This window comes from Chryseobacterium jejuense, from assembly GCF_017877355.1.
Taxonomy (GTDB): domain Bacteria; phylum Bacteroidota; class Bacteroidia; order Flavobacteriales; family Weeksellaceae; genus Chryseobacterium; species Chryseobacterium jejuense_A.
The window spans coordinates 188,779-213,160 of sequence record NZ_JAGIPR010000001.1 but is presented as its reverse complement, the minus strand read 5'-3'; the positions used below and the strand labels follow the sequence as shown (position 1 = coordinate 213,160).

The 24,382-nt window shown below is 36.3% G+C and carries 24 protein-coding genes; 15 read left to right on the top strand and 9 right to left on the bottom strand.

Features of this window, described 5'->3' with window-relative positions:
- Positions 1-24: 24 nt before the first annotated feature.
- The gene (locus J2772_RS00890; RefSeq protein ID WP_209912456.1) at positions 25-1,128 is read right to left on the bottom strand and encodes a sensor histidine kinase; all 1,104 of its coding nucleotides are present in this window, start codon (positions 1,126-1,128) and stop codon (positions 25-27) included.
- 661 nt (positions 1,129-1,789) lie between these two features.
- Here J2772_RS00890 and J2772_RS00885 point away from each other — a divergent pair.
- The 14 genes from J2772_RS00885 to J2772_RS00820 all read left to right on the top strand — a co-directional run bounded on the left by J2772_RS00885 (position 1,790) and on the right by J2772_RS00820 (position 15,065).
- Positions 1,790-2,011, top strand: coding sequence for a hypothetical protein (locus J2772_RS00885; protein WP_209912454.1), 222 nt, complete (start codon positions 1,790-1,792; stop codon positions 2,009-2,011).
- Positions 2,012-2,392: 381 nt separating this feature from the next.
- Positions 2,393-2,614 (top strand): 3'-5' exonuclease, encoded by a 222-nt coding sequence (locus J2772_RS24375; RefSeq protein WP_209912452.1) that lies wholly within the window; start codon positions 2,393-2,395, stop codon positions 2,612-2,614.
- A 1,285-nt stretch (positions 2,615-3,899) separates the two neighbouring features.
- A complete protein-coding gene (locus J2772_RS00875) occupies positions 3,900-4,376 on the top strand; it encodes a Dps family protein (RefSeq protein WP_209912450.1) in 477 nt (158 codons plus the stop codon).
- Positions 4,377-4,430: 54 nt separating this feature from the next.
- A complete protein-coding gene (locus J2772_RS00870; RefSeq protein WP_209912448.1) occupies positions 4,431-5,126 on the top strand; it encodes a LytR/AlgR family response regulator transcription factor in 696 nt (231 codons plus the stop codon).
- A gap of 326 nt (positions 5,127-5,452) precedes the next feature.
- Entirely contained in the window at positions 5,453-7,645 is a 2,193-nt protein-coding gene (locus tag J2772_RS00865; protein ID WP_245365032.1) for a hybrid sensor histidine kinase/response regulator, read from the top strand.
- Positions 7,646-7,669: 24 nt separating this feature from the next.
- Positions 7,670-8,221 carry an antibiotic biosynthesis monooxygenase gene (locus J2772_RS00860; protein WP_245365030.1) on the top strand — a complete coding sequence of 184 codons (552 nt, stop codon included), beginning with the start codon at positions 7,670-7,672 and terminating at the stop codon, positions 8,219-8,221.
- Positions 8,222-8,646: 425 nt separating this feature from the next.
- Entirely contained in the window at positions 8,647-9,204 is a 558-nt protein-coding gene (locus J2772_RS00855) for a hypothetical protein (RefSeq protein WP_209912444.1), read from the top strand.
- Between the two features lie 51 nt (positions 9,205-9,255).
- Positions 9,256-9,699, top strand: coding sequence for a lipocalin-like domain-containing protein (locus J2772_RS00850; RefSeq protein ID WP_209912442.1), 444 nt, complete (start codon positions 9,256-9,258; stop codon positions 9,697-9,699).
- A gap of 27 nt (positions 9,700-9,726) precedes the next feature.
- The gene (locus J2772_RS00845; RefSeq protein WP_209912440.1) at positions 9,727-10,695 is read left to right on the top strand and encodes an NAD(P)H-quinone oxidoreductase; all 969 of its coding nucleotides are present in this window, start codon (positions 9,727-9,729) and stop codon (positions 10,693-10,695) included.
- A 397-nt stretch (positions 10,696-11,092) separates the two neighbouring features.
- Positions 11,093-12,139 (top strand): cupin domain-containing protein, encoded by a 1,047-nt coding sequence (locus J2772_RS00840; protein ID WP_209912438.1) that lies wholly within the window; start codon positions 11,093-11,095, stop codon positions 12,137-12,139.
- 25 nt (positions 12,140-12,164) lie between these two features.
- Positions 12,165-12,866 (top strand): YoaK family protein, encoded by a 702-nt coding sequence (locus J2772_RS00835; protein ID WP_209912437.1) that lies wholly within the window; start codon positions 12,165-12,167, stop codon positions 12,864-12,866.
- A 4-nt stretch (positions 12,867-12,870) separates the two neighbouring features.
- Positions 12,871-13,332: a redoxin domain-containing protein gene (locus J2772_RS00830; protein ID WP_209912436.1), complete on the top strand. Its 462-nt coding sequence runs from the start codon at positions 12,871-12,873 to the stop codon at positions 13,330-13,332.
- Between the two features lie 3 nt (positions 13,333-13,335).
- Complete coding sequence (locus J2772_RS00825; RefSeq protein ID WP_209912435.1) at positions 13,336-13,854, top strand: DsbA family protein; 519 nt, start codon at positions 13,336-13,338, stop codon at positions 13,852-13,854.
- 386 nt (positions 13,855-14,240) lie between these two features.
- Positions 14,241-15,065 (top strand): alpha/beta fold hydrolase, encoded by an 825-nt coding sequence (locus J2772_RS00820; RefSeq protein WP_209912434.1) that lies wholly within the window; start codon positions 14,241-14,243, stop codon positions 15,063-15,065.
- A gap of 732 nt (positions 15,066-15,797) precedes the next feature.
- On the opposite strand, the gene J2772_RS00815 is transcribed toward J2772_RS00820, so the two are convergent.
- From J2772_RS00815 to J2772_RS00800, 4 genes are all read right to left on the bottom strand, one after another.
- A complete protein-coding gene (locus tag J2772_RS00815; protein ID WP_245365028.1) occupies positions 15,798-16,265 on the bottom strand; it encodes a CatB-related O-acetyltransferase in 468 nt (155 codons plus the stop codon).
- A 217-nt stretch (positions 16,266-16,482) separates the two neighbouring features.
- Complete coding sequence (locus tag J2772_RS00810) at positions 16,483-17,517, bottom strand: hypothetical protein (protein ID WP_209912433.1); 1,035 nt, start codon at positions 17,515-17,517, stop codon at positions 16,483-16,485.
- A 493-nt stretch (positions 17,518-18,010) separates the two neighbouring features.
- A complete protein-coding gene (locus J2772_RS00805; protein WP_209912432.1) occupies positions 18,011-18,907 on the bottom strand; it encodes a GNAT family N-acetyltransferase in 897 nt (298 codons plus the stop codon).
- Positions 18,908-19,034: 127 nt separating this feature from the next.
- Positions 19,035-19,595 carry a GNAT family N-acetyltransferase gene (locus J2772_RS00800; protein WP_209912431.1) on the bottom strand — a complete coding sequence of 187 codons (561 nt, stop codon included), beginning with the start codon at positions 19,593-19,595 and terminating at the stop codon, positions 19,035-19,037.
- 152 nt (positions 19,596-19,747) lie between these two features.
- Between J2772_RS00800 and J2772_RS00795 the strand changes: the two genes are divergently transcribed.
- Positions 19,748-20,572, top strand: coding sequence for a helix-turn-helix domain-containing protein (locus tag J2772_RS00795; protein ID WP_209912430.1), 825 nt, complete (start codon positions 19,748-19,750; stop codon positions 20,570-20,572).
- 350 nt (positions 20,573-20,922) lie between these two features.
- Here the strand turns inward: J2772_RS00795 and J2772_RS24125 are convergent, their stop codons facing one another.
- From J2772_RS24125 to J2772_RS00780, 4 genes are all read right to left on the bottom strand, one after another.
- The gene (locus tag J2772_RS24125) at positions 20,923-21,225 is read right to left on the bottom strand and encodes a hypothetical protein (protein ID WP_245365027.1); all 303 of its coding nucleotides are present in this window, start codon (positions 21,223-21,225) and stop codon (positions 20,923-20,925) included.
- The gene (locus J2772_RS24120; RefSeq protein ID WP_245365026.1) at positions 21,222-21,368 is read right to left on the bottom strand and encodes a hypothetical protein; all 147 of its coding nucleotides are present in this window, start codon (positions 21,366-21,368) and stop codon (positions 21,222-21,224) included. The genes J2772_RS24125 and J2772_RS24120 overlap by 4 nt, the downstream gene beginning before the upstream one ends.
- Positions 21,369-21,746: 378 nt before the next feature.
- The gene (locus tag J2772_RS00785; RefSeq protein WP_209912429.1) at positions 21,747-22,979 is read right to left on the bottom strand and encodes a TCR/Tet family MFS transporter; all 1,233 of its coding nucleotides are present in this window, start codon (positions 22,977-22,979) and stop codon (positions 21,747-21,749) included.
- Between the two features lie 121 nt (positions 22,980-23,100).
- The gene (locus J2772_RS00780) at positions 23,101-23,973 is read right to left on the bottom strand and encodes a helix-turn-helix domain-containing protein (protein ID WP_209912428.1); all 873 of its coding nucleotides are present in this window, start codon (positions 23,971-23,973) and stop codon (positions 23,101-23,103) included.
- Positions 23,974-24,382: the final 409 nt, after the last annotated feature.

Genomic DNA, 24,382 nt, shown 5'->3' with positions numbered 1-24,382 from the left:
AACTGAATTGCCAATGGTTCATCATCAACTAAAAGACATCGTACTTTTGCTTTTGAATCGAGTATCATCAATAGTTAAATTGTATATGGTGAGTAAAGTTACAAATCTACCTTCTAAAATATATGTTCTAAATTCATAATTTTTTGAGTAGACCAATGCTAATTGTTTGCGTAAATTGCTCATCCCTATTTTTTCCGTGTATACATGTTCTTCTTGACCAACATATGTATTCTCCACTTTAAAACGTAGAGCGCCTGCCTCCACTGTTAGATCAATATCGATGCGCGGCTCGCCGATATCTTCTCCAGCACCATGTTTGAATGCATTCTCTATGATTGATAATAGGATGAGCGGGACAATCTGCACATCTTGATCGATGACATGATTGAAAAATACGTTCAGACGCTTGTCATATCTGATTTTTTCCAATGCAATGTAATTCTCCAGCAGATGAATCTCTGTAGACATAGCAACAAAATTGCTGTTGCAGCGATATAGTATATGATCTAAGATTTCTGCCAATCCCGCTATTGACGAAGAAGTGATTGGCGAATTGACCAACGAAAGACTATAGATATTATTTAAGGTATTAAATAGAAAATGTGGATTTAATTGTGCTTTAAGAGCATTTAATTCAGCTGCAGCCTTTTCCTTCTCCAACTGCAATGTGTGTTGTCTTGTCAGATATTGGTCTTTGGATAGCTTGATAAAGCCAAAAATCCATGCCAATGAAAAGTTTTGAATAAAATAATCCGTGAGGAGTTTTCTCAGATCGGTAACAATTTCAAATATCGGCTCTTGGCTATATGGAGGCTTACGTATCAAGGGCTCCAGTGCATAGACAACCATGATTCTTGAAAGAGCACTAAGTACATAGCCGCCTATTATAAAATAAAGAATAACGATCAAATAGTTTTTTCCATTTTGAAACTTGGGGATGATAAAATAAGCTACAAAATAAGAGGCCATCATGTAGAAAGAGACGTAAAATAAGTTTTGGATCAGCATATCACGGATACTTATATCCGTCTGATATTGAGGAACAATGAAAACTACCAGCCAGAATAATACGTGGCTGGAAATCCGATAAATGGTACTATAGCGAATAGCTTTTTCTACAATCGACATGTTAGTATCAAAGATAACATTTTTATAAAAGAAAGGTATCGGTAAAAGACGGATACCGTAAATAGTCCTATAAATGAAGCTATTCTGTCGACAAAATCCATTTGACTTCAATAACATGTTTTAATCTGCTTTATTCGACTTATCTATCAGCAAAGCATTTTTACTAACTGAGAACCCCGTATTTTCGTAGCAAATCCAATGTTATGAAGACAATAAAAGCGATATTAATTATTTTACTGATCGCGGTCTTGGGCAGGAAATTCAGAAGGTCATAAAAATGTACAATCAAAATAGCGTCTATTTTAACCATTAATAACTAATATAAATATAAAATAAAATGAAAACATCACTTATTTACATTTTACTTGCCAGCTCCACAGTACTATTTTCTTGCGGGAGCAAAGATGATGATCCAGCTCCCGAACCGCCTGCATCTGAATCTAGTTGGAAACTGGGTACCTATTCCTATAATAGAGGAGCTTCCTCTCAAAGTAATACCGGTGGCTTGGCAGGAATGACGGTTACGACATCCGGAAATGGGGGTAATCATGGTGCCTATTCTGGCAGCTCATTAACAATTATTTTTCAATCTTCTTTAGGGGCAGGGAAATATACATTGACGAGCAGTAGTATAATGTCGGCCAATCCTAATGTACGTTATATGTCGCTCCTTTGCACCGTAGGAACTGCAGTCACAAGCGGTGCAGTTAATTATGCAGCAACTGCGACCTCAGGTGGAACAGCAGATGTTACTATAGATGCTAATGGCAAATACCATGTTAATATTACGACTCCTGTTACGCTAGTGAAAACGTCGGTGCCTGGAAGTGGAATCCCAGGCGCACCTGACACTTACAATTTAACGGTGAAAAACGCCTATTAAAATCAGATCTGATTGCGCGCAATTCTTGAGATCATATTTCATCTTCTATCGCAAGGCTATCAGCAACAACGTAATAGTTAACAGATAAATCCGTTCATGAGAACGGATTTATCTGTTAACTCCTAATCCGTGATAAAAATAGGATTTTTTGTATTCTAGTCATATTATAGCCGGATTTTCAGAACATATTTATGGTTGTTCGGAGCAGAGAACCTTAAGCGCTTATTGTAGGGGACAATCACAATTATGTTCAGCCAGATCAAAGAATTAAAATTGATTTTGTTGATAGATATATGGACTCTGATGATCCTAATTTTCCTCCATTAATTCCATATTATCAGGGACCATAGAATCTTCTTTAATCTTCAAGAACATTTCGCAATGACTAATAGAACATATTCTGGCGTATTCGTGATGAATCTACACAAATCTAAGGGTAAGGAGTTTGATAAAGTAATAATTTGGGAAGAACTATATAACCCCATTGTAAGTATGGAACCTAGTAGAATTGAGCAAGACAAGTTTGTTTTACGAGTAGCTCTAACTAGGGCCAGAAGTTTTGCTACTTTTCTAACCCCTGCATCTTATTATAAAAGAAAGTGAAGATAGCAAAGTGATTTATTGAAAATATTTCGAGAAAGATCGGGTCTGCAAACAAACATAAAAAAACCTATCTTTGCAATAAAGAATTATAGATGCTCTTTGAGGTCGTTATAGATTGATTGTTGCGTCAATTTTTGCTAATAATTTTTAGTGGCAAAATCATGGCAGCAATTATAAATATACATTAAAATAAGGTTTTAAAGTGTTTAGAAAGAGATGGTTCGAATCCCTCCCTTTCCGCCGAGACATAAAAAACGCAGTTTAGAGCGAATAAATGAAGGTTGTGGCAGAATTGTGGCAAAAAGATTTAACAACAGTTGAAAAACAGTGCTAACAAGGCTAAAAACAAAATAAGTTCGAATCCCTTCCTTTTATATCATCATTCCTCTTATTTAATGAAAAGACTAATTCTAGTTGCTAAATAACCAACACTAAAAAACTCACCAATACGGATAAAAATAATTGGAAGTAAGGTGCGTAATTGATTAGAACCAAATATTCAAATTTTCAAAATCACAATCCCATGAAGATAACTTAACAGGAGTCAAACAAAAAGAATAAAATCATAAACACCTTATTTTCAACCACATAAATTTAAATATTTCCGATATCATTATAAAAATAGTTTGGATAGCCTACCAGCAAGGTCACAAACAGCCAAATGGCGCCATTTTAATCTAAATGGAGATGTTTTTTTGTTTTTTTATGCCAGAGTAAACCAGAATAATGTTTTATAAAACTTTAATAAAATCTATTCAAACATTCATTCTTTACTCAAAAGTTATTTTTTTTACATCATTCCTAAAATGCCTTCTTTAGGTACTTTACTTTTATTGATAATTTCGACCTCGCTATAAAAAAAGTTCTCTCCATTGATGTTAACGCAGCCCGAGCTGTGAAAAATTTTCCCTGTTATCTCTTTGAAATCTTGCGCAATTCTAAAAAAGGAGATATTTAATATGATAAAAACTGAGTATAAAAATCTAAATTTCTTTTTGATTGTCTACAATTGCTGTGATGTGGCGCAAGTCCTAATACTCTATTTTCCTTTTTGTTGATTGTTTAATTTTGATATAACAATGTATAACGATAAAAATACTGGACATGTAACCAGTTTATAAATCACATTTTATATAATTTTTCTATTAATTATAAAACTTCATTAAAAATTGAATTCACCGACCCATTTTGCCCATTCACCGAAAAAGTCATCATTTTTTTAAGATTCATTCTGAACTTTACATCAGAAAAAGAGCAATACCGCTCTTAATTAAATCTTAAAATTATGAAAACAAACATTGGACTTACAGAGCAAAACACAGAAGCTGTAGCAGAACAATTGGCAAAACTTTTAGCTGACGAAACTGTACTTTACATCAAAACAAGAAACGCACACTGGAATGTGACTGGAGATAACTTCCACGCGAACCATATTTTCTTCGAAGAACAGTACAAACAGTTAGACGAGTTGATTGACAGCGTTGCAGAACGCCTGCGTAAAATCGGGCATTATGCACCTGCCTCAATGAAAATCTATCTTGAATTGACACATCTTACTGAGTACAGCGACAGAACCAATGACGGATTGGGCTTTATGAAAGATTTACTAAAAGACCACGAAAGCATCATCGATTTTCTAAGAGGAAACGTAACACCTTTCGCTGAAAAATACAAAGATTACGGTTCCAGCGATTTCATCACAAGCCTGATAGAAACGCACGAAGAAATGGCCTGGATGATTCGTTCTTACTTCAGAAATTAAATAAAATAAGAAAAGGAATAATTATATTTGTGTCAACCATAATAAACTATCCCTATGAAAGCCTTGATTGTTGATGATAACGATATCGCAAGAACCACGCTCGCACACTTGGCAAAACAAGTCCCGAATCTGACGATTGTCAACGAATATTCCAACGCAATTGAAGCTTACAACCATTTGCAGAATAATCAGGTAGACTTGATATTTTTGGATATCGAAATGCCGGAAATGACCGGAATCGAACTCACCAAAAACCTTTCAGGAAAAGACATTATCATCATTTTCACCTCATCCAACAAAGATTACGCACTCGAAGCTTTCGAACTGAATATCGCAGATTACATCCTGAAACCCGTGATGCCTGCGAGATTTTTACAGGCAGTCAGCAAAGCGCAATCGATTTTGGAAAGCAGAAAAGAAGATGTGGAAGTGACCAAAGATGAGTTCCTTTTCGTAAGAGATTCCAATATCACAAGGCGTTTGAAGCTCGACGATATTTTTTATGCGGAAGCAATGGGCGATTACGTGAAGTTTTACACCAGGGAAAAAATGTTTGCCATCCACGGTAAGATGAAAACAGCGGAGGAACGTCTCCCAAAAGACCATTTCATCAGAGTTCATCGCTCTTACATCGTTTCGGTTGGCAAGATAGACACACTTCAGGATGGCGGAATTATGATAAACGGAAAATTCATTCCCGTCGCAGATGCTTATCGAAAGGCTCTCAACACGAGAATGAATGTCTTTTAAAATTTTTATTTGACTACGTTGAACCACTTTGTTAGGTTTGGGCAGCTTAATCCACCTTCCGCTCCCAATCTTTTTTGCACACGATTTCAGTTTAAATAGAACTTGAGAACAAGCAAAAAAGGATTTCCGCTCAAGTTGGGCTGCAGATTCAGTGTAAAAGAAATAATATCATAAAAACAGTGTTTTGTCATTCCGATAGGAAACCTAACGAAGTGGTTCAACGAAGTGGTTCGACGAAGTCAATCTCAACAGTTTAGATTCCTACGGAATGACAAACTAGATGTTATAAAAGCACATATTTATTTATGAAAAAAATATCCTCAGTAATGGGAAACAGACGGTTCAGTTATTTCATCATCCTCACATTTATTGCGGGTTCTCTCCTGTTGATAGCGGTTCAAATCAATTCGGCTAAAAATACCAAAGAGCTTATTCAAAATAACAGCCGACTTCTGAACGAGCTGCGTTCCAGCAATCATTTGCGTGAAATCGACCGCGATATTCTCGGCGTTGAAAGCAGAATCAGAGCTTCTATTGCGACCAATGATACGACTCATCTCGAAGGCATCGACCAAAAAATCAGTCAGATAGAAAACTTTCTCGACTCCCTTTCCAAAGACAATTCAGACAGCGTAGAAGAAAGGTTGATTCACAGACTGAGCGTTCTTGCAATGGAAAAGAAAACGACGAAGGATAAATTGCTGCTCCGTTATCACACCCTTGGAAATATGGACGACAATACTTCCATTGCCAACCCGAGAGCGAGAAAAATCTCGAACGAAATCACGTCCATCACCGCAAAAATCTACGAAAGCAGAAAGCTTCATATGGTTGACCTCAGCAAAGAGACCGAGGAGATGGGACAAAAAGCGAGGTTGTACGATATTTCCCTACTGATTCTCTTGATTTTAAGCGGTTCCATTGTCGGTTATCACATTCTTCGTCAGTTCAAACGTCAAAGACTGTTGATTCAGGAATTGGATGTTGCGGAGAAAAAAGCGTCGGTAGCCGCACAAACCAAAGAAAACTTCCTCGCCAATATGAGCCACGAAATCAGAACGCCTTTGAGCGGAATTTTGGGCTTTACCAACCTTTTACAGAAGAGACCTTTGGATGAAACTTCGAAAGAATTTGTCTCGTCCATTCAACGTTCGGGGGAAAATCTGATGGCGATTATCAATGACATTTTAGATTTATCAAAAATCGAAGCCGGAATGATGCGCATTACCAAAGGCATATTCAGCATCAATGGGTTGGTGAATTCAGTCGAAACATTCTTCGTAGAAAGAGCCAAAGAAAAAGGCTTAACGATTTCCAGCAAAATCGATACTTCTATTCCAGATACTTTGAATGGCGACGCCACGAGACTGACTCAGATTTTAGTCAACCTCATCGGAAATGCGATAAAATTTACGCATCAGGGAACTATCAATATTGAAATCTATAATAAACAACAGACCGAAAACGAAGTCGTTGTCGGTTTTAAAGTTTCTGACACAGGCATCGGAATTGATAAAGAAAAACTGAGCGAAATTTTTGAAAGATTCAATCAGGGTGAAGATTCGACTACCCGAAATTACGGAGGAACCGGACTTGGTTTATCGATTGTAAAAAGCCTAATTCAGTTGCAAAACGGCGATATCGAAGTGATAAGCGAACAGGGAAAAGGCACGACTTTTCATTTTTACATTCCTTATACAATTGCGAAAGAACAGCTGAATATAATTCCTAAAATTGATACAGATTATTTTAAAGATAAAACAAATGCGCCTTTGAGGGTGTTAATCGTGGATGACAATGCTATCAACCAAAGTCTGATGAAACATCTTCTCTCACAATGGAACATCGATTTTGATACCGCAAACAACGGTCTGGAAGCGGTAGAATTTCTCAGAAATAATGATTGTGACTTGGTTTTAATGGACATCCAAATGCCACAAATGGACGGTTACGTTGCCACGCAAACAATCCGTGAAGAACTGAAACTGAACACGCCAATCATCGCAATGACTGCACACGCTTTGGCGGGCGAACGCGAAAGATGTATGAGCCGTGGAATGAACGAATACATTTCTAAACCAATCAAAGAAGACGAGTTATTTAAATTAATCTCCAATTTCGGATTAAAAGAAAACGAAAAAACGGAAACGAAAACCGAAGAAATCATTTCTAATTATGAGTTCATCGACCTTACTTATTTGAAGTCTATTAGCAATGGCGACAAAGATTTTGAAAGAACCGTGACGCAGCAGTTTTTAGATAATGTCCCGACTCATTTGCAGGAACTGAAACTGGCTTATGAAAATAAAGATTTTAAATTGCTGAAATTAAGAGCCCACGATTTAAAATCGAGTGTAACGATAATGGGTTTGCTTCCTTTATTAGAGGAAAAATTAGATATTTTGCAATTAACAACCGAAGAAAATCCGGCATCAGAAAAAGCTTTGGAAGAAGTAAAAGATGTTTTATTGAAATCTTTCTTCGAAACTCAATTATTTATGCAAGCCATCGATAATTAAATTAATTAAAAAAACAATTTCATTATGGAAACTCAAGGCGCATCGGTGGTCATTACCCATCACGTTCTCGACGGCAAACAGGCCGAATACGAAAAATGGCTTGATGAAATTCTGCCTGTTTCCAAAAACGCCAGAGGTTTTATCGACTGGCAAATCGTTCGCCCGATTCCGAATCTGACATTTGTTTACACCGTCATCATTCGCTTTAATACGATTGAAAATCTCAGAACTTGGATGGAATCTGATACCAGAAGAAAGTTGATTGACAAGGCCCACCCATTATTCACAAAAGAAGATAATTACGAAATCAAATCCGGGTTAGATTTTCTTTTTTATGGTGAAAAAACAGACAACAAAGTTCCTGTTCGCTGGAAACAATATCTGGCAACCTGGTCTGCCATTTATCCTTTATCATTGCTGATGCAATTGCTGTTATTGCCCTCCTTACGATTAATGAATATCCCTGCCAATCGGTATTTTGACACTTTAGTGAGTACAGGCTGTCTGGTTTTTCTGGTGATTTATGTGGTGATGCCGAATTATACTAAGTTGATTAGAAAATGGCTGTATAAATAATTGGATATTCATTTAAATCTATTTAAAATCATTGGAATTTTCCAGTGATTTTTTTGTGGCATTTTTTGTCATTCTGAAAGAATCTAAACTGCCTGGATTGACTTCGTCGAACCACTTCGTTAGGTTTCCTATCAGAATGACAAACTGTGTGTTTTGCTTTCGCCAAGTCAAGATTATTTTGCAGTTTGTTTCCCGCAACTTGTTTGAAGCAAAATGCATTTTACTTTTAAATAAAACAACATTGTTTGGAACAAACAACTTTTCCTTTTTTTGCCTAAAATAATCTTCTGAATATGACAATCTTATTTTCTCATTTAACGACAGTTTCCGCCTGTTCATCGAATACCAATTGATTTTGAAATTTGTTGAATGTAGTTTTACATCATCAAATTAACAGATACAAACAATTTAAAATTCTAAACATTATGGAAATTATTCAAACACCAGAAAACGCATTGTCTCACTCTACAGTTACAGCGATTATCAATGCCCCAATCGAAAAAGTAAATATCGCAGATTGGTTATTAAATCTTCCCGATGCAGAATATCAAAGATGCTCCACGCAGCACATCGGAGCCGCTATCTCTACCACCTATGATGGCGAACCGGTTTCTTTAAACGTCGAAACAATCGGAGATGCTTTGATGGTTCAGCATTATGTAGCGGTAGAGCACCGTCCGGATTACTGCAGAATGTTATCCATCTCAGATTCCATCACCAAAGGCGGCCGTACCAAAGTTCAGGTTTTATGGGAACTGAAAGCCACAAAAATCGATGATAACACAACATTATACACCAACGAAATCCACGCCACAGCCACTCCACAAATGTTCGAATATCTGAAAGAACACAACGTGAATCTTGCTGATGCAGCTGCTTCCAGACAAGCCGCTTCCGACGCCCACAACCACGAAGAAACGCCCAACTTTGCAAAAAGTATCGAAAACAAAGCGTTGACCGGAAAATACAATCAGCCTTTCTAATTCAAAAAACATAATGGGAGTATCTCGGTACGCTCATTTCATTTTAAAGTTATGGAAACACTTTTTCAAAAACTTGTAGGAACCTGGACTTTGGTAGAACTCATCGAAGTTCCTGTTAACGATGGCGAAATTATACATCCGATGGGCGAAAATCCGAAAGGGCTGATTATGTATAATCCTGACGGCTATATGTCGGCACAAATTATGGATATGCACCGGGAAAACTTTCATCAGGAACATTGGACCAATGCTACGCCGGAAGAATATACACACGAAGGCTCAACCTATCTTGCGTATTCGGGACCGTTCAAAACGGACGATGAAAAACAGTTGGTAAGTCACACGATGTACATCTCACTTTTCCCCAACTGGACGGGGCAAACGCAGAATAGAATCGTTATCTTTAAAGATGGTTTTCTGCATCTTGAAAGTGAGAAACCATTCACCAGCAATTCACGATTGGTGACTCATCAACTGACCTGGAAGAGAGTTTGAAAGAATCTGATATTAAAATTAAAAAAAATGAAAGCAATCGTTATTACAAAACCTGGAGGTCCTGATGTATTGGAATTACAGGATTACCCTACTCCCGAAATATCCGGAGACGAGGTCTTAATTGAAGTGAAAGCAGCCGGAATCAACCGACCCGATGTTTTTCAGCGTGAAGGAAATTATCCTGCTCCTGCCGGTGTTGTTGCAGAAATTCCTGGATTGGAAGTTGCCGGAACTATTGTAAAATGCGGACCTGATGCCGTAGATTTTACCGTTGGTGACAAAGTGTGTGCACTTTTAGCAGGTGGCGGTTACGCAGAATATGTCGCTGTGAGAGAAGGTCAATGTTTACCAGTTCCGGGAGATTTAAGCTTTGCTGAGGCGGCAAGCTTACCAGAAACAGTCTTTACGGTTTGGTCTAATGTTTTTCAGAGAGGAAATCTTCAACCCGGAGAAACCCTTTTGCTCCATGGCGGAAACAGCGGGATTGGAATCACGGGAATTCAGATTGCGCACGCATTGAGTTCAAAAGTAATTGTCACGGTCGGTTCTGATGAGAAAGGTCAGAAATGTCTTGAACTGGGCGCAGATTCGTACATTAATTACAAGACCCAGAATTTTGAAGCCGAACTTCAAGATGAAGGTGTCGACGTCATTCTGGATATGATTGGCGGAGATTATCTGGCCAAAAACATCAACATACTGAAACCTGAAGGCAGACTCGTTCACATCAATGCGGTAAGTGGCAGTCGTGTCGATTTGGATATCTGGAAAGTAATGACCAAGCGCCTGACCATCACAGGAAGTACTTTGAGAAGCCGGGAATATGAGTTCAAAAAACAATTGGCCAAAGAGATTCAGAAAAATGTCTGGTCTTTAATTGAATCTAAACAGTTCAAACCTGTCATTTATAAAACATTTCCTTTCTCGGGAGCTGCGGAAGCTCACCGATTGCTTGATGATGGTTCACATACAGGAAAGATTATTCTTGTGAGATAAAGCTGTACTTAGATTAAATCATAATCTGACCCAAGATTTCTATCCTTTTCAATGCAAATTGTGAAGGATTTTTATTATTAAAAAATCAACATCATTAAGAGGTTTTTAATTAATAAAATTCGAATTGAAAATCTTTTATCTCTCATCTATTTTCTCTACTCTACAGATAAATGCTAACAGCCATTAATGCATGAATTAATTTTTTGAAAGTATTTAAATTTTGAGTTTAAAAAATTCGTGCATTAGTGGCATTCTAAGAATTCATCAACTACTCCTTTCAAATTCCCACCGACTCATTTTGCCTATTCACCGAGAATCACTTCAAAATCCTTTGATACTGAAGTAGCTTTACAGTAGAAATAAAGACAAACAATCATTAATTATAAAAATTACTATTATGAATACTGCATCATTAAGTTTCAAATACGAACTCGAGAAAAAAGAACCAAGAACTAACGACGGCGGGACGACAAGAGGCGCCTCCGTAAAAGATTTCCCAGCTTCCATCGGCATTGCGGGTGTTTCTATGAGACTGCAACCGGGAAGTATGAGAGAATTACATTGGCACGCCAACGCCGCAGAATGGGCTTATGTGATTTCAGGCACAGTTCGTACAACGATTATTCATCCGGACGGACACAGCTATACCGATAATTTTGAACCGGGAGATGTCTGGTACTTTCCAAAAGGGTACGGTCATTCAATTCAGGCGACAGGAACAGAGGAATGTCATTTTATTTTGATTTTTGATAACGGAAATTTTTCTGAGGACCATACGTTCAGCGTGACTGATTTTGTTTCAAGTGTACCACCTGAAATTGTTGCTCAGAATTTAAATTTAACTTTAGAAGAAGTCGCTGCTTTACCTCAAAAAGAAGCCTACTTCGCAGCGGGAATTGTTCCGGATGAGATGTCTTTCGTAGCGGAAGCCCGCCCAAATGAATCAGATATCGAATTGACGAGTTTTCACCGTTATCCTTTGCATTCTCAACAACCGAGAATTGTTCCGGGCGGAGGTTTGCAAAGATTGGTAACAAGTAAAGAATTTCCTATCAGCAGTACGATGTCGGGTTCTATTTTGGAATTGCAGCCAGGCGCTTTAAGAGAAATGCACTGGCATCCAAATGCGGACGAATGGCAATATTTTATTTCAGGACAGGCGGAAATGTCGGTTTTTCTGGCAGAATCTACTTGTGTTACTGAGCAATTCAATGCGGGAGATGTTGGTTATGTGCCGATGGGAGCCGGACATTACATCAAAAATACCGGTGACACTGTTTGCAGAATTCTGATTGGCTTCAACAGCGGAAAATATGAATCGATTGATTTGAGCGAATGGCTGGCTGGAAATCCAAAAGATGTTGTAACAACAAACTTCGGTTTGAAAGATGGCGAAATCGAAAAATTACCGACTGAGAAAGTTTTCATTCAGCCTAAGGAATAAGATTATAATTAAATCTCTCTAAATAATGGATAATTCTGTCATCAAAACAAACACTTCAGTTTCGTCTGATTCGATTAAGATGCAAGAGAGAGTGGCCATATTTTTAGCTTTGATTGCAGGATATATCGATGCAACAGGTTTGATACAATGGAAAACCTACGTCTCTTTTATGAGTGGAAATACCACTTCACTTGGAGCGGCCATTTCAACGGGTAAATCAGGAATCATTATCACATCAGTTACAGTCATAAGTTGTTTTTCATTAGGGATTTATGCCGGAATCTGCCTTTCACTATGGAAGAGAATTAAGAAACAAATATTAACATTTTACTTAGTTTCCGGAATTCTCATTTTCTATTCGATTATTGCTTATTTTTATGATATCAACAATTTATTATCCATTGCGATTATTGGATTTTCAATGGGATTGATGAATACGATTGTGACTTCAGTAGGAAACCAAAAAGTAAATACGGACTTCGTGACAGGAACTCTGAACAGCTTGGCAAGGAACACCGCAATGCTGACGATGACTGAAAATAAAGCAGAGAAAATAGAATATACATCCAATGTTGTTCACCTTTTATTTTTGTGGATAGGATTTTTATCCGGTGCATCTATCGCTCCTTTCCTACTCGATTATTTTGGAAAATGGACTTTGATGATTCCCGCTTTATCGCTAATGATTTGTGGAATATTGATTTCAAAAATTAACGCTAAAAACTAATATTATGTTACAGAAAAACGATGTTGCCCCAGATTTCACACTGTATGCAACTCCAGACCAGAAAATTACACTCTCAGAATTCAAAGGAAAGAATGTCATCCTCGCTTTTTATCCCGCCGACTGGAGCCCGGTTTGCAGCGACCAGATGGCTTTGTACAATGAAACTTTGAAATTTTTCAAAAAATACAATGCAGAGATTTTCGGAATTTCTGTAGACAGCAAATGGTGTCATCTCGCATTTGCACAATCGAGAAATTTACATTTTCCTTTACTCGCAGACTTTGAAGCTAAAGGAGAAACTGCTAAAAAATATGGTGTTTATGATGAGGAAGAAGGTGAATGCAAAAGAGCACTTTTCGTCATCAACAAAGATGGCATCATTGAATGGAGCTATCTGTCACCAACAGCCATCAATCCGGGAGCAGACGGAATTTTAGACGCTTTAGAAACCCTTAACACAAAATAAATTATGTCACTAAAACCAAACGTCAGCCAGGCTGACCACGCACAGGGCAATGCATACTCAGACCTTGTGATTGTAGAATATGGCGATTATCAATGTCCATACTGTGGTGCCGCTTATCCGGTTCTGAAAGAGTTGATGAAAGAATATGGAAGTCAAATCAAATTTGTTTTTAGAAACTTTCCATTATCTGAGATGCATCAATACGCAAGATCAGCAGCCATTGCAGCTGAAGCAGCTAATCTTCAGGGGAAATTCTGGGAAATGCACGATGCGATTTATGAGAATCAAAGAGATTTGAATGAGAGCTTACTGATGAAGCTGGCGGAACAATTAAAACTGAATATTCCACAATTTGAAAAGGATTTGGAAAGTACAGCATTGGCAGACAAAGTTGATTTGGATTTTGAAAGTGGGATTATGAGCGGTGTGAACGGTACACCTTCTTTCTTCGTGAATGGAAAGAAATTCGACGGTGGTGCGGAAGATTTGTTTGAACTTTTGAGGGAGAATACTGAAAATTGAAATCACAAATCGAAGATTCGACGGAATCAAAAGACACAAAAGGTTTTTAACACTTACGTTTTTATAAGTTTATCATAACGCAAATAAGAGCACTTAAGTTTTCATTTGAGGTTGGACCTTGTTTTATACCGAATCTACAGCCCGACTTGAGTGGAGCTCTTTTTTGTCATTGCGATTGTACAAAATTTCTACAGATTGCTTCACTTTGTTCGTAATGACAAAAAAAGCGGGAACGGAAGGCGGATAAAGCTGCCAAAAAAAAATCAAAAAATGTACGATATTAAACTAGATTAACGAGGAACGAATTGAACCATCCTACATTTGCTAAAGAATTAAGACAACAAAATATTAAAATAAAGTAATCACAACATTTAAAAAATTAAATTATGAGCACACTAAAATTAAAAGACGGAACAGAGATTTTTTACAAAGACCAAGGCAAAGGACCAGTTTTGATGTTTCACCATGGATGGCCATTATCATCAGACGATTGGGATGCACAGGTAATTTTCTTCCTGCAAAGAGGTTACAGAGTGGTAACGCACGACAGAAGAGGTCACGGCCGTTCCAGCCAGGATATTTATAATCACACAATTGAGCAATACGCTTCAGACGCAGCTGAATTGGTAGAATTCCTTGATTTGAAAGATGTAGTTCACATCGGTCACTCAACAGGTGGTGGCGAAGTAATCCGCTATGTGAATAAATATGCTAACGGAAGAGCTAAAAAAGCAGTTTTAATCAGTGCAGTTCCGCCAATTATGGTAGCGAGCGACAGCAATCCAGATGGTGTTCCGATGTCTGTTTTTGATGGTATCAGAGAGCAGACTTTGAACAACAGACAACAGTTTTATATTGATTTGACTTTCCCTTTCTACGGTTACAACAGAGAAGGTGCTGATGTGAAAGAAGGCGTACAAAGAAACTGGTGGAGACAAGGAATGATGGGCGGAATCGTGGCTCATTATGACGGAATCAAAGCGTTTTCTGAGACTGATTTTACTGAAGATTTGCAAACTGTTGATATTCCTGTTTTGGTTCTTCATGGAGAAGATGACCAGATTGTACCTTATCAAAATGCCGCTTTAAAATCTATTAAATTATTAAAAAACGGTACAATAAAAACGTACCCAGGTTTCCCTCACGGAATGCCAACTACAGAAGCTGTTACTATTAATAAAGACCTTTTGGAATTTATTGAGATGTTGTAATAATATAATTGGCTGTTGATACATCAATTATAGATCATAAAAAGATGATGAATAGTTAATTTAAAAACTACATTTTAAATGATTTTGTTGTGGGAGATGACAATTTACAATTCAATGGTATATAACCTTAAAATAACAAATAGTTCAACTCAAGAGATTTCAGAGTCATAAATAGTTAAAATAAAAAACTATAGACACAGGCGGAATTTCTAAAACTCAACTTTTTTTACATTTTATAAATCATTATAAATATTCAGATTATAACTTTATATCTGATTAAGAACATTTAGAACTTTATCAATATCAATCAATAATTGGTTTGAATAGGGTCCTGTTAAGACTGAAGGAGACAACTAATAAATAGTTGTCTCTTTTTTTATACATAAAAATCTATATATCAAACTTTTACAGCTTTATACTTTATAGTTTGATTTTTTTGATGTAAAGTCGGATCAAGCGCAAAAGTTGAGGGCTAAGCAACAAGCTGGATCGGATTCAATTATTTAGCTCTTATTGTTATTGCATGCAGAAAATTTCTAAAAAAAGTCAAGATGACTTTATCGCTTGTAATCTTAATCCGAGACTCTTATCTTTAGGTTTTTAGTTAATATCTCTCTTTGATTTATTTTGCTCTTATATTGGACAATATGTCAACGGTTGTATCGTCCACCTTATCCGTGATCAACTTTAAATTTTGAGTGACTGTTTCAATATCCCAATCCTACCATTTTATTACCATACCAGTAATTTCCAGATCACTTCTGATGAGAAATGATATCGAATCAATTTAGCCGGATTACCTCCTATTATTACGTACGGCTCCACGTCTTTCGTAACTGTAGAGTTGACCGCAACTATGGCATCGTCCCCTATCTTTACCCGGGGCATAACTGTAATATTTCTTCCGATCCACACATCATTTCCGATAATGGTATTCCCTTTATAGGGTAGTTGATCTAAAGTTAAAGTAGGAGTTGCACGTATCCAATCACTCCCAAAGAGGTTAAATGGATAAGTAATGGCTCCTTCCATACGGTGAACGGCTCCATTCATTATAAATTTAACGGCAGAAGCTATCATACAGAATTTTCCTATTATCAAACGGTCGCCAATTATTTCATAATGATACAATACATTTTTCTCAAAATTACAAGCGCCGTATTCGTCATCATAGTAGGTGTAGCCACCAACACTAATCATTGGATTTGCTACTATGTTTTTTAGAAAGCATATTTTTTTGTTTCCCTCTATAGGATACGGATTATCTTTGTCTGGAATTTCCATATTTGACTTATTTTGGTGTTGGATATTCATTTCTTGATATCTTTTAGGATTTAAAAATTTCTTCTGCCTCCCTATCCAATGTCTTATGACAATAGGTTCTGCAAACTATTCGTTTGCAGAACCTATTTGACAATTACCTCAAGATAATCTCAAATTTATCAGTAAGAACTGTTCTAATTTTCTCTTGGATTAGGTTGATTTCCTCATTAGAAAGCGTACGCTGACCTGAACGATAAGCAATCCTATAGGAGAGTGACGTCCTTTCCTCCTTTTGGAATTTATCTTGAAGAGTAACGTCCTCAACCAGATCAAGACCTTCTTCACGAATGATCTCACAAAAATTATTATATTCAGACCAAAGTTTATCTCTATTTTCGGTATATCCATTGACCCAGAATGATATATCCTTATAAACAGGGGGATATTTAGAGTATTCTTGGAATTGGGACAGACCATTTTTAAATTGTTTCATAAAACGCTCGTCTGTAGTCCATAAATAACGTATGTCCGGGATATTGCAATAAGAAAGTACAAGACGGTCCAGGCCTAATCCGAACGCCCAACCTGTAGCATCAATATTGCAGTTTTCTAGAATCTTAGGATGGATGACGCCTGCACCAAGAACTTCCATCCAGTCTTCATTTTGATAAACCTCGATCTGCACCGAAGGCTCTGTGAACGGGAAACTATCATCCAGAAATCTATAATCTTTGCCTGGGTACAAATATTCTATTAGTCCCGATAAGGTACGTTTGAGGTCCGAAAGAGCATCTGTCCCTTTGGGCAATACCCTGACCACCTCCATTTGATGGAAGACGGGATAATGTGTGCGATCAATAGTATCTTTTCGATAAACATCACCCGTAACAACAAAGCTACCATAGCCTCCTCTCAATAATTCGTTCTGATGCGCAGAAGTTTGTGTTCTTAACACATGAGCTGAGTCTACATAATATGTATCATTCCTAGATCGCGCCGGATGATCTTGCGGCACAAGCAACTCATCAAAATTACTTTTTATACTAACGACTTCATTTAAATCGTCGAAAGTCCTAAAATCGTGGAAATAGTGCTGGATTTTTTCTTTTAACTGACAAACTGGATGTAGTTTATTCTGATGCAATTTTAGACTACGTTTTTCATTTATAGTCTTTGGGATATTATTCATATCTATTGTTGTATTTATAGTCCGCGATAGAGCTGTCGCGGTACTTAATATTAAAAATTCGTGAAGTAAAATCTGAAGCTGATATCCGTACGCAACGGACATATTAGTTTATCTCGGCCCTGGCGGGCCAAAAAAGAAAGAGGAAAACAGTATATTGATTCTACAATTCATTCAATAAAAATGTCCTTACAAAGGTATTTCTTTTCAGATTCTAAAAATGTTCATTTAACAGGTATAAACATGCATATTATCTGTTTTTAAATAATTATGTTGTTTATAATTTGTAATCCACGGATGTCTACCTTCTTGTAGTCAATTTTTGCACTTCGATCAAACTTTAATACCTTCATCGTTGGTGGATCGACAATATTCCGTAATCCGTATCTCGACAGCAACACCACTTTCCACCACGATCTGTTTAAAAGTTGGTAAAAGTATACTCAACTGACTGGAAGTACCGATAATAATCCCCTTTATGTTAAAAATACTGTCTTTAATAATGAGAAGTTATTGGAAAGACGAAGTTCTCCATAAATAGATCCTTTTTGTGTTCAGGATATATGTAAAGAGCATCATCATCGAAAGGATATTTTTCGACCTCAAGTTTTCCTCCAAAATCTGTATCCGGAACAAAAAAGAAACTGATCTCTTTCGTATGGGTCTTAACTAAAGTAGGAATTAACTCTTCTAATTTATATGGTCTAATTGAAAAAATATCATAGATATTGAGCTCTTCTTCTTCAAATTCCATCAACACTAAGCAGTCTCTTTTTTCTGAATAATATAAAGAATCTTCAAACTGTAATATAAAATGATAGGTCGACAAACAAGGATTAGGCTCAAACGACAAGGTATTTGACAGAAGTCTATGGTCTTTAGCAAATCGCTCCAGGAGATTTTTATCTTCGTTAATTTGAATAGAAAGCTTTCTCCAATCGGAACTTACGGGTTCAAAATCTGTTAAATCTTTAAGACTGAAACTACTTTCATCTAACCTAGCAAAACCAAACTTTGGGTAAAAACCTAACACCTCTGCATTAGCAAATAGGTATATGAATTCATATTGCCCACGGAAATGACTCATAACATGGTTCATCAGATAACGCGAAAGCCCCTGGCCTCTAAAAGCAGGATGTGTCATCACTGCACTAATCTGTAGAACATTATGGGAATGCCCCTGTAGAAGCATCACCATGGGTGATACAGAAACATTTGCAATCACCTTATTATCCTGAACTATAAAAAACGGTATAAAAGTATTGTCCCAGTACCCCATTTCATACCACGGCATATAATCTCCATCTAGACAGATATCATATAGCTTGTTAAAACTAAGGAAATAGGGTTTGATCTCCTCCAATCCGGAATAAACTTTTCTATTTGTATCCATTGTATGTTAAAAACTTTTTACTTTTTGTATCTATCCAACTTTTTACCATGTTAAATTCGCCTGTAGTCGAATATTTAAGGAGTCAATTTAATCCAACAACTGTGGTGACTTTAAATTGAAAATATACTCAGAATGAGACCTTACCATAGGCAGCCATGGTCCATTCGTCCCGTGTCATACGACTGATATGTTCTGTCCGTATGTCATTCATTAACTCATTTAGGCTAGCTTCTTCCACATGATGATGATGGAACCCACATTTTTCTTGTGCGATCTTTGACTTGGAGTTTCCATCGTAATAGCCGGACCAGATGTTTACTAATCTCAAACTCTCGAAACCATATCGTACAACTTCTCTAATTGCTTCAGGCATTATACCTTTGCCCCAAAATGGGACCCCTAGCCAATATGAAATTTCTCCTTCCGATTCGGTGATTGGAAAATTACTTTTCTCTCCCAAAATCAAACTAATCATCCCAATAGCGATGTCATCCTCCTTTAATGTGATGGCAAATACTCCATCTTGCATAAATATTGTTTTGATTATCTCTCTACTTTGTTCCACACTCTTATGCGGAGGCCAACCTGCTATTGGTCCCACTTTGTCGTCCTTCGCATATTTGTATAAGTCTGCTGCGTCAGTATCTCTGAATGGGCGCAAAATCAATCTTGCTGTTTCTAAAATCATAACATTCTATTTTTAAATGTACATGGCAAAATTACAGTCTTTATTTAATAGGGATATAGCCAAAAGTTTCGTAAAATGAGTACTTTTGAAAACAAATCACACTTACTTACAATAAATAATCCAAATTTATGGTAAAAATGAAAAGTACTATAATGAATTACACACCGGATATTTTCCTAGGAAAAGAGAAACTAGCGCTAGGGGAAAGTAATCTTTGCCAAAGTCTGGGATATCCCTTACGGCTTAGTTATACATCGTTAATAGTATGTCTGGAAGGCACTTCGGTAGTGAGTGTTAATTTTAAGAATTATCTGCTAAAGCCTAATGATATATTGGTCCTGGCTGAGGACTATATTACAGTTGTCCAACGGGTGTCTGGTGATTTTAAAGCGTTCTACTGTCTTGTAGATAGAAGTCTAGCTGCTGAAGTAGCCTTTGATTTACCCAATCCACTTTTCTTGTTTTTATATCAATCTCCACTTTGTAGACCTCAGGGACCAGAAGTAGCTCTATTGCATGGATGGATAGCGCAAATAAAACACATTAAAAATACATGCACAACACATCAACATATAATGTTGCGGAATAGTTTACAATTGTTTTTTCTCAAAATAGCTGAAACTGTTTCACTAACACAAATTAATGCGGAACATCAATACAGTCGAAAAGAAATATTGTGCTGGAAGTTTTGGGAACTGATCACTCGACATAGTACGGAGCAGCGAAATGTTGCTTTTTATGCAGATCAGCTAAATATTACCCCTTACTATCTATCTCAAATCTCCAAAGATTTTTTGAATGATTCGCCAAAAGGTTTAATTGACAGGCAAGTTATTCTAGAGATTAAAGCACTTTTGCGTACATCTGAAATGTCAATCCAACAGATTGCAGATCGCCTATGTTTTGAAGATACATCTTATATGGCTCGCTACTTCAAGAGACAAACAGGAATAACTTTGACAGCATATAGAAAGTAATCCAATAAACAAGCTATATCTTTACCTTACACTTATCATAAATCGACCTCGGTATCCATAGTATTTTGAGCTTTTTTCGAAATATTTCAAAATCTGCTGTGTAAGCGCTGTCCAAAACCATCTGCCAAATTTCACCCCATTTTCTCACGATTATTCCATCCGACAAATTTCCTTTTGTAGACATTTTGGCGTAATTTCCACCATCGAATGAATACCCAGACCTACCATCTGGAATATCAATCAAGCTATTAACCTTACATCCTAAAATACAGAATATGACTTTTGAAATTCACTTTAGTAGTCAGTATATAAGCAGTAGATGGTACCATCAATTTTGTTGGGAATCAAACCTAAGGTTCCTTCGCTAATATTACCACTACCGGAACCTCATCAATAGGATACCAGTCTACAGTATTATATTTTGTACTGTTGATCTTGTGATCTATTTTACAAAGAGAAAGGTAGACAACCGTAATGATCCTGTCTATATGATGTTTGTATTCCTGATCCATCCATTTGATATCATGCGCATTACTTACTCTCATAGGATCGGCAAAGCATCTGAACTGTTTCAGAACCATTTTCTTAATCCCCGTAAGTTCATGAAGTACTCTTTGTACAGCATCATCTACATCTTCGTCACTGAATATCAAGCTTCCGGAAGTCTGATCTGTTTTTCCAATGGTACATCATCAACATGGCGTTGTACTAATAATATATTCAACCGGTTTTCATGGTCAAATCCAAAGACAACACAATCTACAGAGACATAGGTATGGATAAAGTTCTGATTCATTAGTTCGTTAACAATTTGGCCATCTCTTTTGTAGTTAATACCGGAGGTTTTTCACTAATTTTAGCTGAAAATTCCATTAACCCAGCAATTACATATAGTACTAACTTTAGGGACAAAATCTGACTATGGGTACAAAACAAACACATCCAACTACAGACTTATTATTCCAATGTAGATTATTATTAATTTTTAAAACTAAGCTGCAATAAATATAAATTAAAAGAAATTATTTGATAAAAAAGAGCTTTGTAATTCTTGTTTAATTTGGCTTAAACGAATTAAATCATCTATAAAAGTGTTTGAAGATACGCTCATAAAGTTCACTGAAGAGAAATCTTGGAATTGCAACAAAAAACTGGAGATTATTATTGCATTTTTTTAATCTTTAGCTTCTTTTTCACTTTTTTGTCGAAAAGCAAAATATATAATAATTACACTAATAAACATTAAAATGGATGCTAGAAAAAATGGAGCTCCTGAAAATTGAAATGGTGCTTTATCATGAGTGAAATAATAGAATAAGTTTGTCATAATTGGAGGCCCCAAAATAGAAGTAGCGCTCACTAAACTTGATAATGCTCCCTGCAGTTCACCCTGTTCATTGGCAGGAACATTTTTACTGATTATTGATTGAAGTGCGGGCCCACAGATTCCACCTAAGGAATAGGGAACGAGAAAAACAAACATCATCCATCCTTGATTAGTAAATGCAAAGAGCATTAAACCTAATGCATAAAATAGCAACCCAAAATATACACTTTTATGTTCTCCTAATTTTGGAGTTGTCCATCTAATTAGAATTCCTTGTACTAAGCCAAGCAATAAGCCAAGCAAACCAAGCGATAGACCTACAGTTCTTTCCGCCCAATTAAATTTATACATAGTAAAAAAATGCCAATTGCTTTGTACAGCGTGGAGGGCAACATAGACCAAAATTAAAGCAATGACGAGATTCGATATTTTTGACTGTTTTCTTAAAAAATTAACTGCTCCAATAGGGTTTGCACGTTTCCAGTTAAATGACCGACGTTTATCTTTTTCTAAACTTTCTGGTAGTATAAGCAGGCCGTAAAGAAAATTCGCCATGCATAATATAGCAGCGAAATAAAAGGGAACTCTTGCTCCATAATGTCCAAGTAAACCACCTATTACCGGACCTATAATAAACCCTAATCCAAAAGCTGCGCCGATTAAGCCAAAATTTTTAGTTCTATCTTCATCGGTGGATATGTCAGCTATATATGCACTAGCTGTTGAAATACTAGCCCCAGTAAGACCGGCAATGATTCTTCCAAAAAACAACCAACAAATAGAAGGCGCTAGTGCTAATAGTACATAATCAATAGCAAATCCAAAAAGAGAAATTAAAATAATTGGGCGTCTTCCATACTTATCACTAAGATTACCAACTATAGGTGCAAATATAAATTGCGTAATAGCATAAGTGAAGCCAAGCCAACCTCCATATTTTGCAGCTTCGCTAAGGTCACTATTGATAAGTTCTCCAATGAGTTTAGGAACCACGGGAAGTATAATTCCCCAACCTGTAATATCAATCAACAACGTGATAAATATAAATCCAATAGCTGCTTTTTTACCTGTTTTTTTCATGTTGTAAAATTAAACAGAGATAAAAAGCAGGTATTGACAATTTAATGGTGTTTACGTACAATCTGAAAGCTAATAATGTTCAGCGATCCGTAAATAGTTTAGAAATAAAGAATATAAATTATTATTCGTTTCTATAGGTTTTTGGTGACACTCCCACTATTCTTTTAAAGTATCTGCAAAAGACACTTGTTTCTTCGAAATGAAGCTCATTGCTAATTTCTTTAATTGATAAATTAGAAGATTTCAATAGTGTTTTAGCATGTAGAATTGTGATATGATCAATCCACTGTAATACAGATTTTCCAGTTTTCTGTTTCAGGAAAGTGGAAAGATATTGTGGTGTTAAATGTAACTTTTTAGCATAAAACACAACGCTTCTTTGTTGGTTAGCATGCTTTGAAATTAGTAGATAAAAATCATCTATAATCTCATGTGTACGGTTTTTCACCAAGCTTTTGCTATTCGGTAAACAAGAATATACTTCAGAAATCATACTAATCAGAACCATAACAAGATGTCGAAGCATTTCCGTTTTATTATGGCTAGGTTTTTTATTGTAGAAGTTCTGTATAAGCGTCAATAATTCATTTTGCAACTTTATTTCTTCAGGCTGAAGTCTGATAATTGGCTGCCATCTAATTTGGTTGTTCATTATAAACTCACGTAAAATTGGAAATGCTGTAATAAAATCTAAGGAAAGACCAATTGTTACAATTTTGGCATCTTCACTCAATGATTTTGTGTCGATCATCAATTGCGGCTGTAAAATAGCAATATCACCTGCGTTCATTTCGTATTCTAAAAAATGAATCTGTGCTTTCATGGATCCTTGTATCAAGAATCCTAGCAATAAACCATCAAATAGACGGCTATTATTTGTATATTTCTTTTTTGGATCATTTTGCTGATTGAGAATAACTATTCCTTCCGTCTTTTTTGAAGAATCAAGATTGTACAATTTATAGACATTCTCTAAAGTTATAAATAGAGCCATATGCAAATATCTAAAAAAATGAAATCATATATTAAGTTAATAAGATGCTAAATCAGCAGTATGAGATAATTCATCTCATTATCAGCAACATAAATCCAAAATACGTTCTATGTCAGTAAAAAAAGAGTTTGAATAGCCTACTGTCAAGTTCACAAGACCGACATTTGAAGATTTCATTCTCTTATGTCGGTTTTTTCATTTTCTAATCCACTGTTATACTGATAGATAAATGAGCAACAATATTCATTTTAGGTGTTTGAAAACTTTCATTACCCATCTTCCCACTGAAGGCAGATGGGTACGTATTTACCGCATCCCATCCTTACGTAGGAACAAAAACATCCAATAATTCCAAATAAATGATCTCTTGGGAAATGATATATAATCTGCATAAAAAATTCACGCCAGA

Excerpts from the sequence above, each read along its gene's own strand:
- J2772_RS00890 (WP_209912456.1), bottom strand. The coding sequence starts at position 1,128 with ATGTCGATTGTAGAAAAAGCTATTCGCTATAGTACCATTTATCGGATT.
- J2772_RS00885 (WP_209912454.1), top strand. The coding sequence starts at position 1,790 with ATGTCGCTCCTTTGCACCGTAGGAACTGCAGTCACAAGCGGTGCAGTT.
- J2772_RS24375 (WP_209912452.1), top strand. The coding sequence starts at position 2,393 with ATGACTAATAGAACATATTCTGGCGTATTCGTGATGAATCTACACAAA.
- J2772_RS00875 (WP_209912450.1), top strand. The coding sequence starts at position 3,900 with ATGAAAACAAACATTGGACTTACAGAGCAAAACACAGAAGCTGTAGCA.
- J2772_RS00870 (WP_209912448.1), top strand. The coding sequence starts at position 4,431 with ATGAAAGCCTTGATTGTTGATGATAACGATATCGCAAGAACCACGCTC.
- J2772_RS00865 (WP_245365032.1), top strand. The coding sequence starts at position 5,453 with ATGGGAAACAGACGGTTCAGTTATTTCATCATCCTCACATTTATTGCG.
- J2772_RS00860 (WP_245365030.1), top strand. The coding sequence starts at position 7,670 with ATGGAAACTCAAGGCGCATCGGTGGTCATTACCCATCACGTTCTCGAC.
- J2772_RS00855 (WP_209912444.1), top strand. The coding sequence starts at position 8,647 with ATGGAAATTATTCAAACACCAGAAAACGCATTGTCTCACTCTACAGTT.
- J2772_RS00850 (WP_209912442.1), top strand. The coding sequence starts at position 9,256 with ATGGAAACACTTTTTCAAAAACTTGTAGGAACCTGGACTTTGGTAGAA.
- J2772_RS00845 (WP_209912440.1), top strand. The coding sequence starts at position 9,727 with ATGAAAGCAATCGTTATTACAAAACCTGGAGGTCCTGATGTATTGGAA.
- J2772_RS00840 (WP_209912438.1), top strand. The coding sequence starts at position 11,093 with ATGAATACTGCATCATTAAGTTTCAAATACGAACTCGAGAAAAAAGAA.
- J2772_RS00835 (WP_209912437.1), top strand. The coding sequence starts at position 12,165 with ATGGATAATTCTGTCATCAAAACAAACACTTCAGTTTCGTCTGATTCG.
- J2772_RS00830 (WP_209912436.1), top strand. The coding sequence starts at position 12,871 with ATGTTACAGAAAAACGATGTTGCCCCAGATTTCACACTGTATGCAACT.
- J2772_RS00825 (WP_209912435.1), top strand. The coding sequence starts at position 13,336 with ATGTCACTAAAACCAAACGTCAGCCAGGCTGACCACGCACAGGGCAAT.
- J2772_RS00820 (WP_209912434.1), top strand. The coding sequence starts at position 14,241 with ATGAGCACACTAAAATTAAAAGACGGAACAGAGATTTTTTACAAAGAC.
- J2772_RS00815 (WP_245365028.1), bottom strand. The coding sequence starts at position 16,265 with ATGATTAGTGTTGGTGGCTACACCTACTATGATGACGAATACGGCGCT.
- J2772_RS00810 (WP_209912433.1), bottom strand. The coding sequence starts at position 17,517 with ATGAATAATATCCCAAAGACTATAAATGAAAAACGTAGTCTAAAATTG.
- J2772_RS00805 (WP_209912432.1), bottom strand. The coding sequence starts at position 18,907 with ATGGATACAAATAGAAAAGTTTATTCCGGATTGGAGGAGATCAAACCC.
- J2772_RS00800 (WP_209912431.1), bottom strand. The coding sequence starts at position 19,595 with ATGATTTTAGAAACAGCAAGATTGATTTTGCGCCCATTCAGAGATACT.
- J2772_RS00795 (WP_209912430.1), top strand. The coding sequence starts at position 19,748 with ATGAATTACACACCGGATATTTTCCTAGGAAAAGAGAAACTAGCGCTA.
- J2772_RS24120 (WP_245365026.1), bottom strand. The coding sequence starts at position 21,368 with ATGAATCAGAACTTTATCCATACCTATGTCTCTGTAGATTGTGTTGTC.
- J2772_RS00785 (WP_209912429.1), bottom strand. The coding sequence starts at position 22,979 with ATGAAAAAAACAGGTAAAAAAGCAGCTATTGGATTTATATTTATCACG.
- J2772_RS00780 (WP_209912428.1), bottom strand. The coding sequence starts at position 23,973 with ATGGCTCTATTTATAACTTTAGAGAATGTCTATAAATTGTACAATCTT.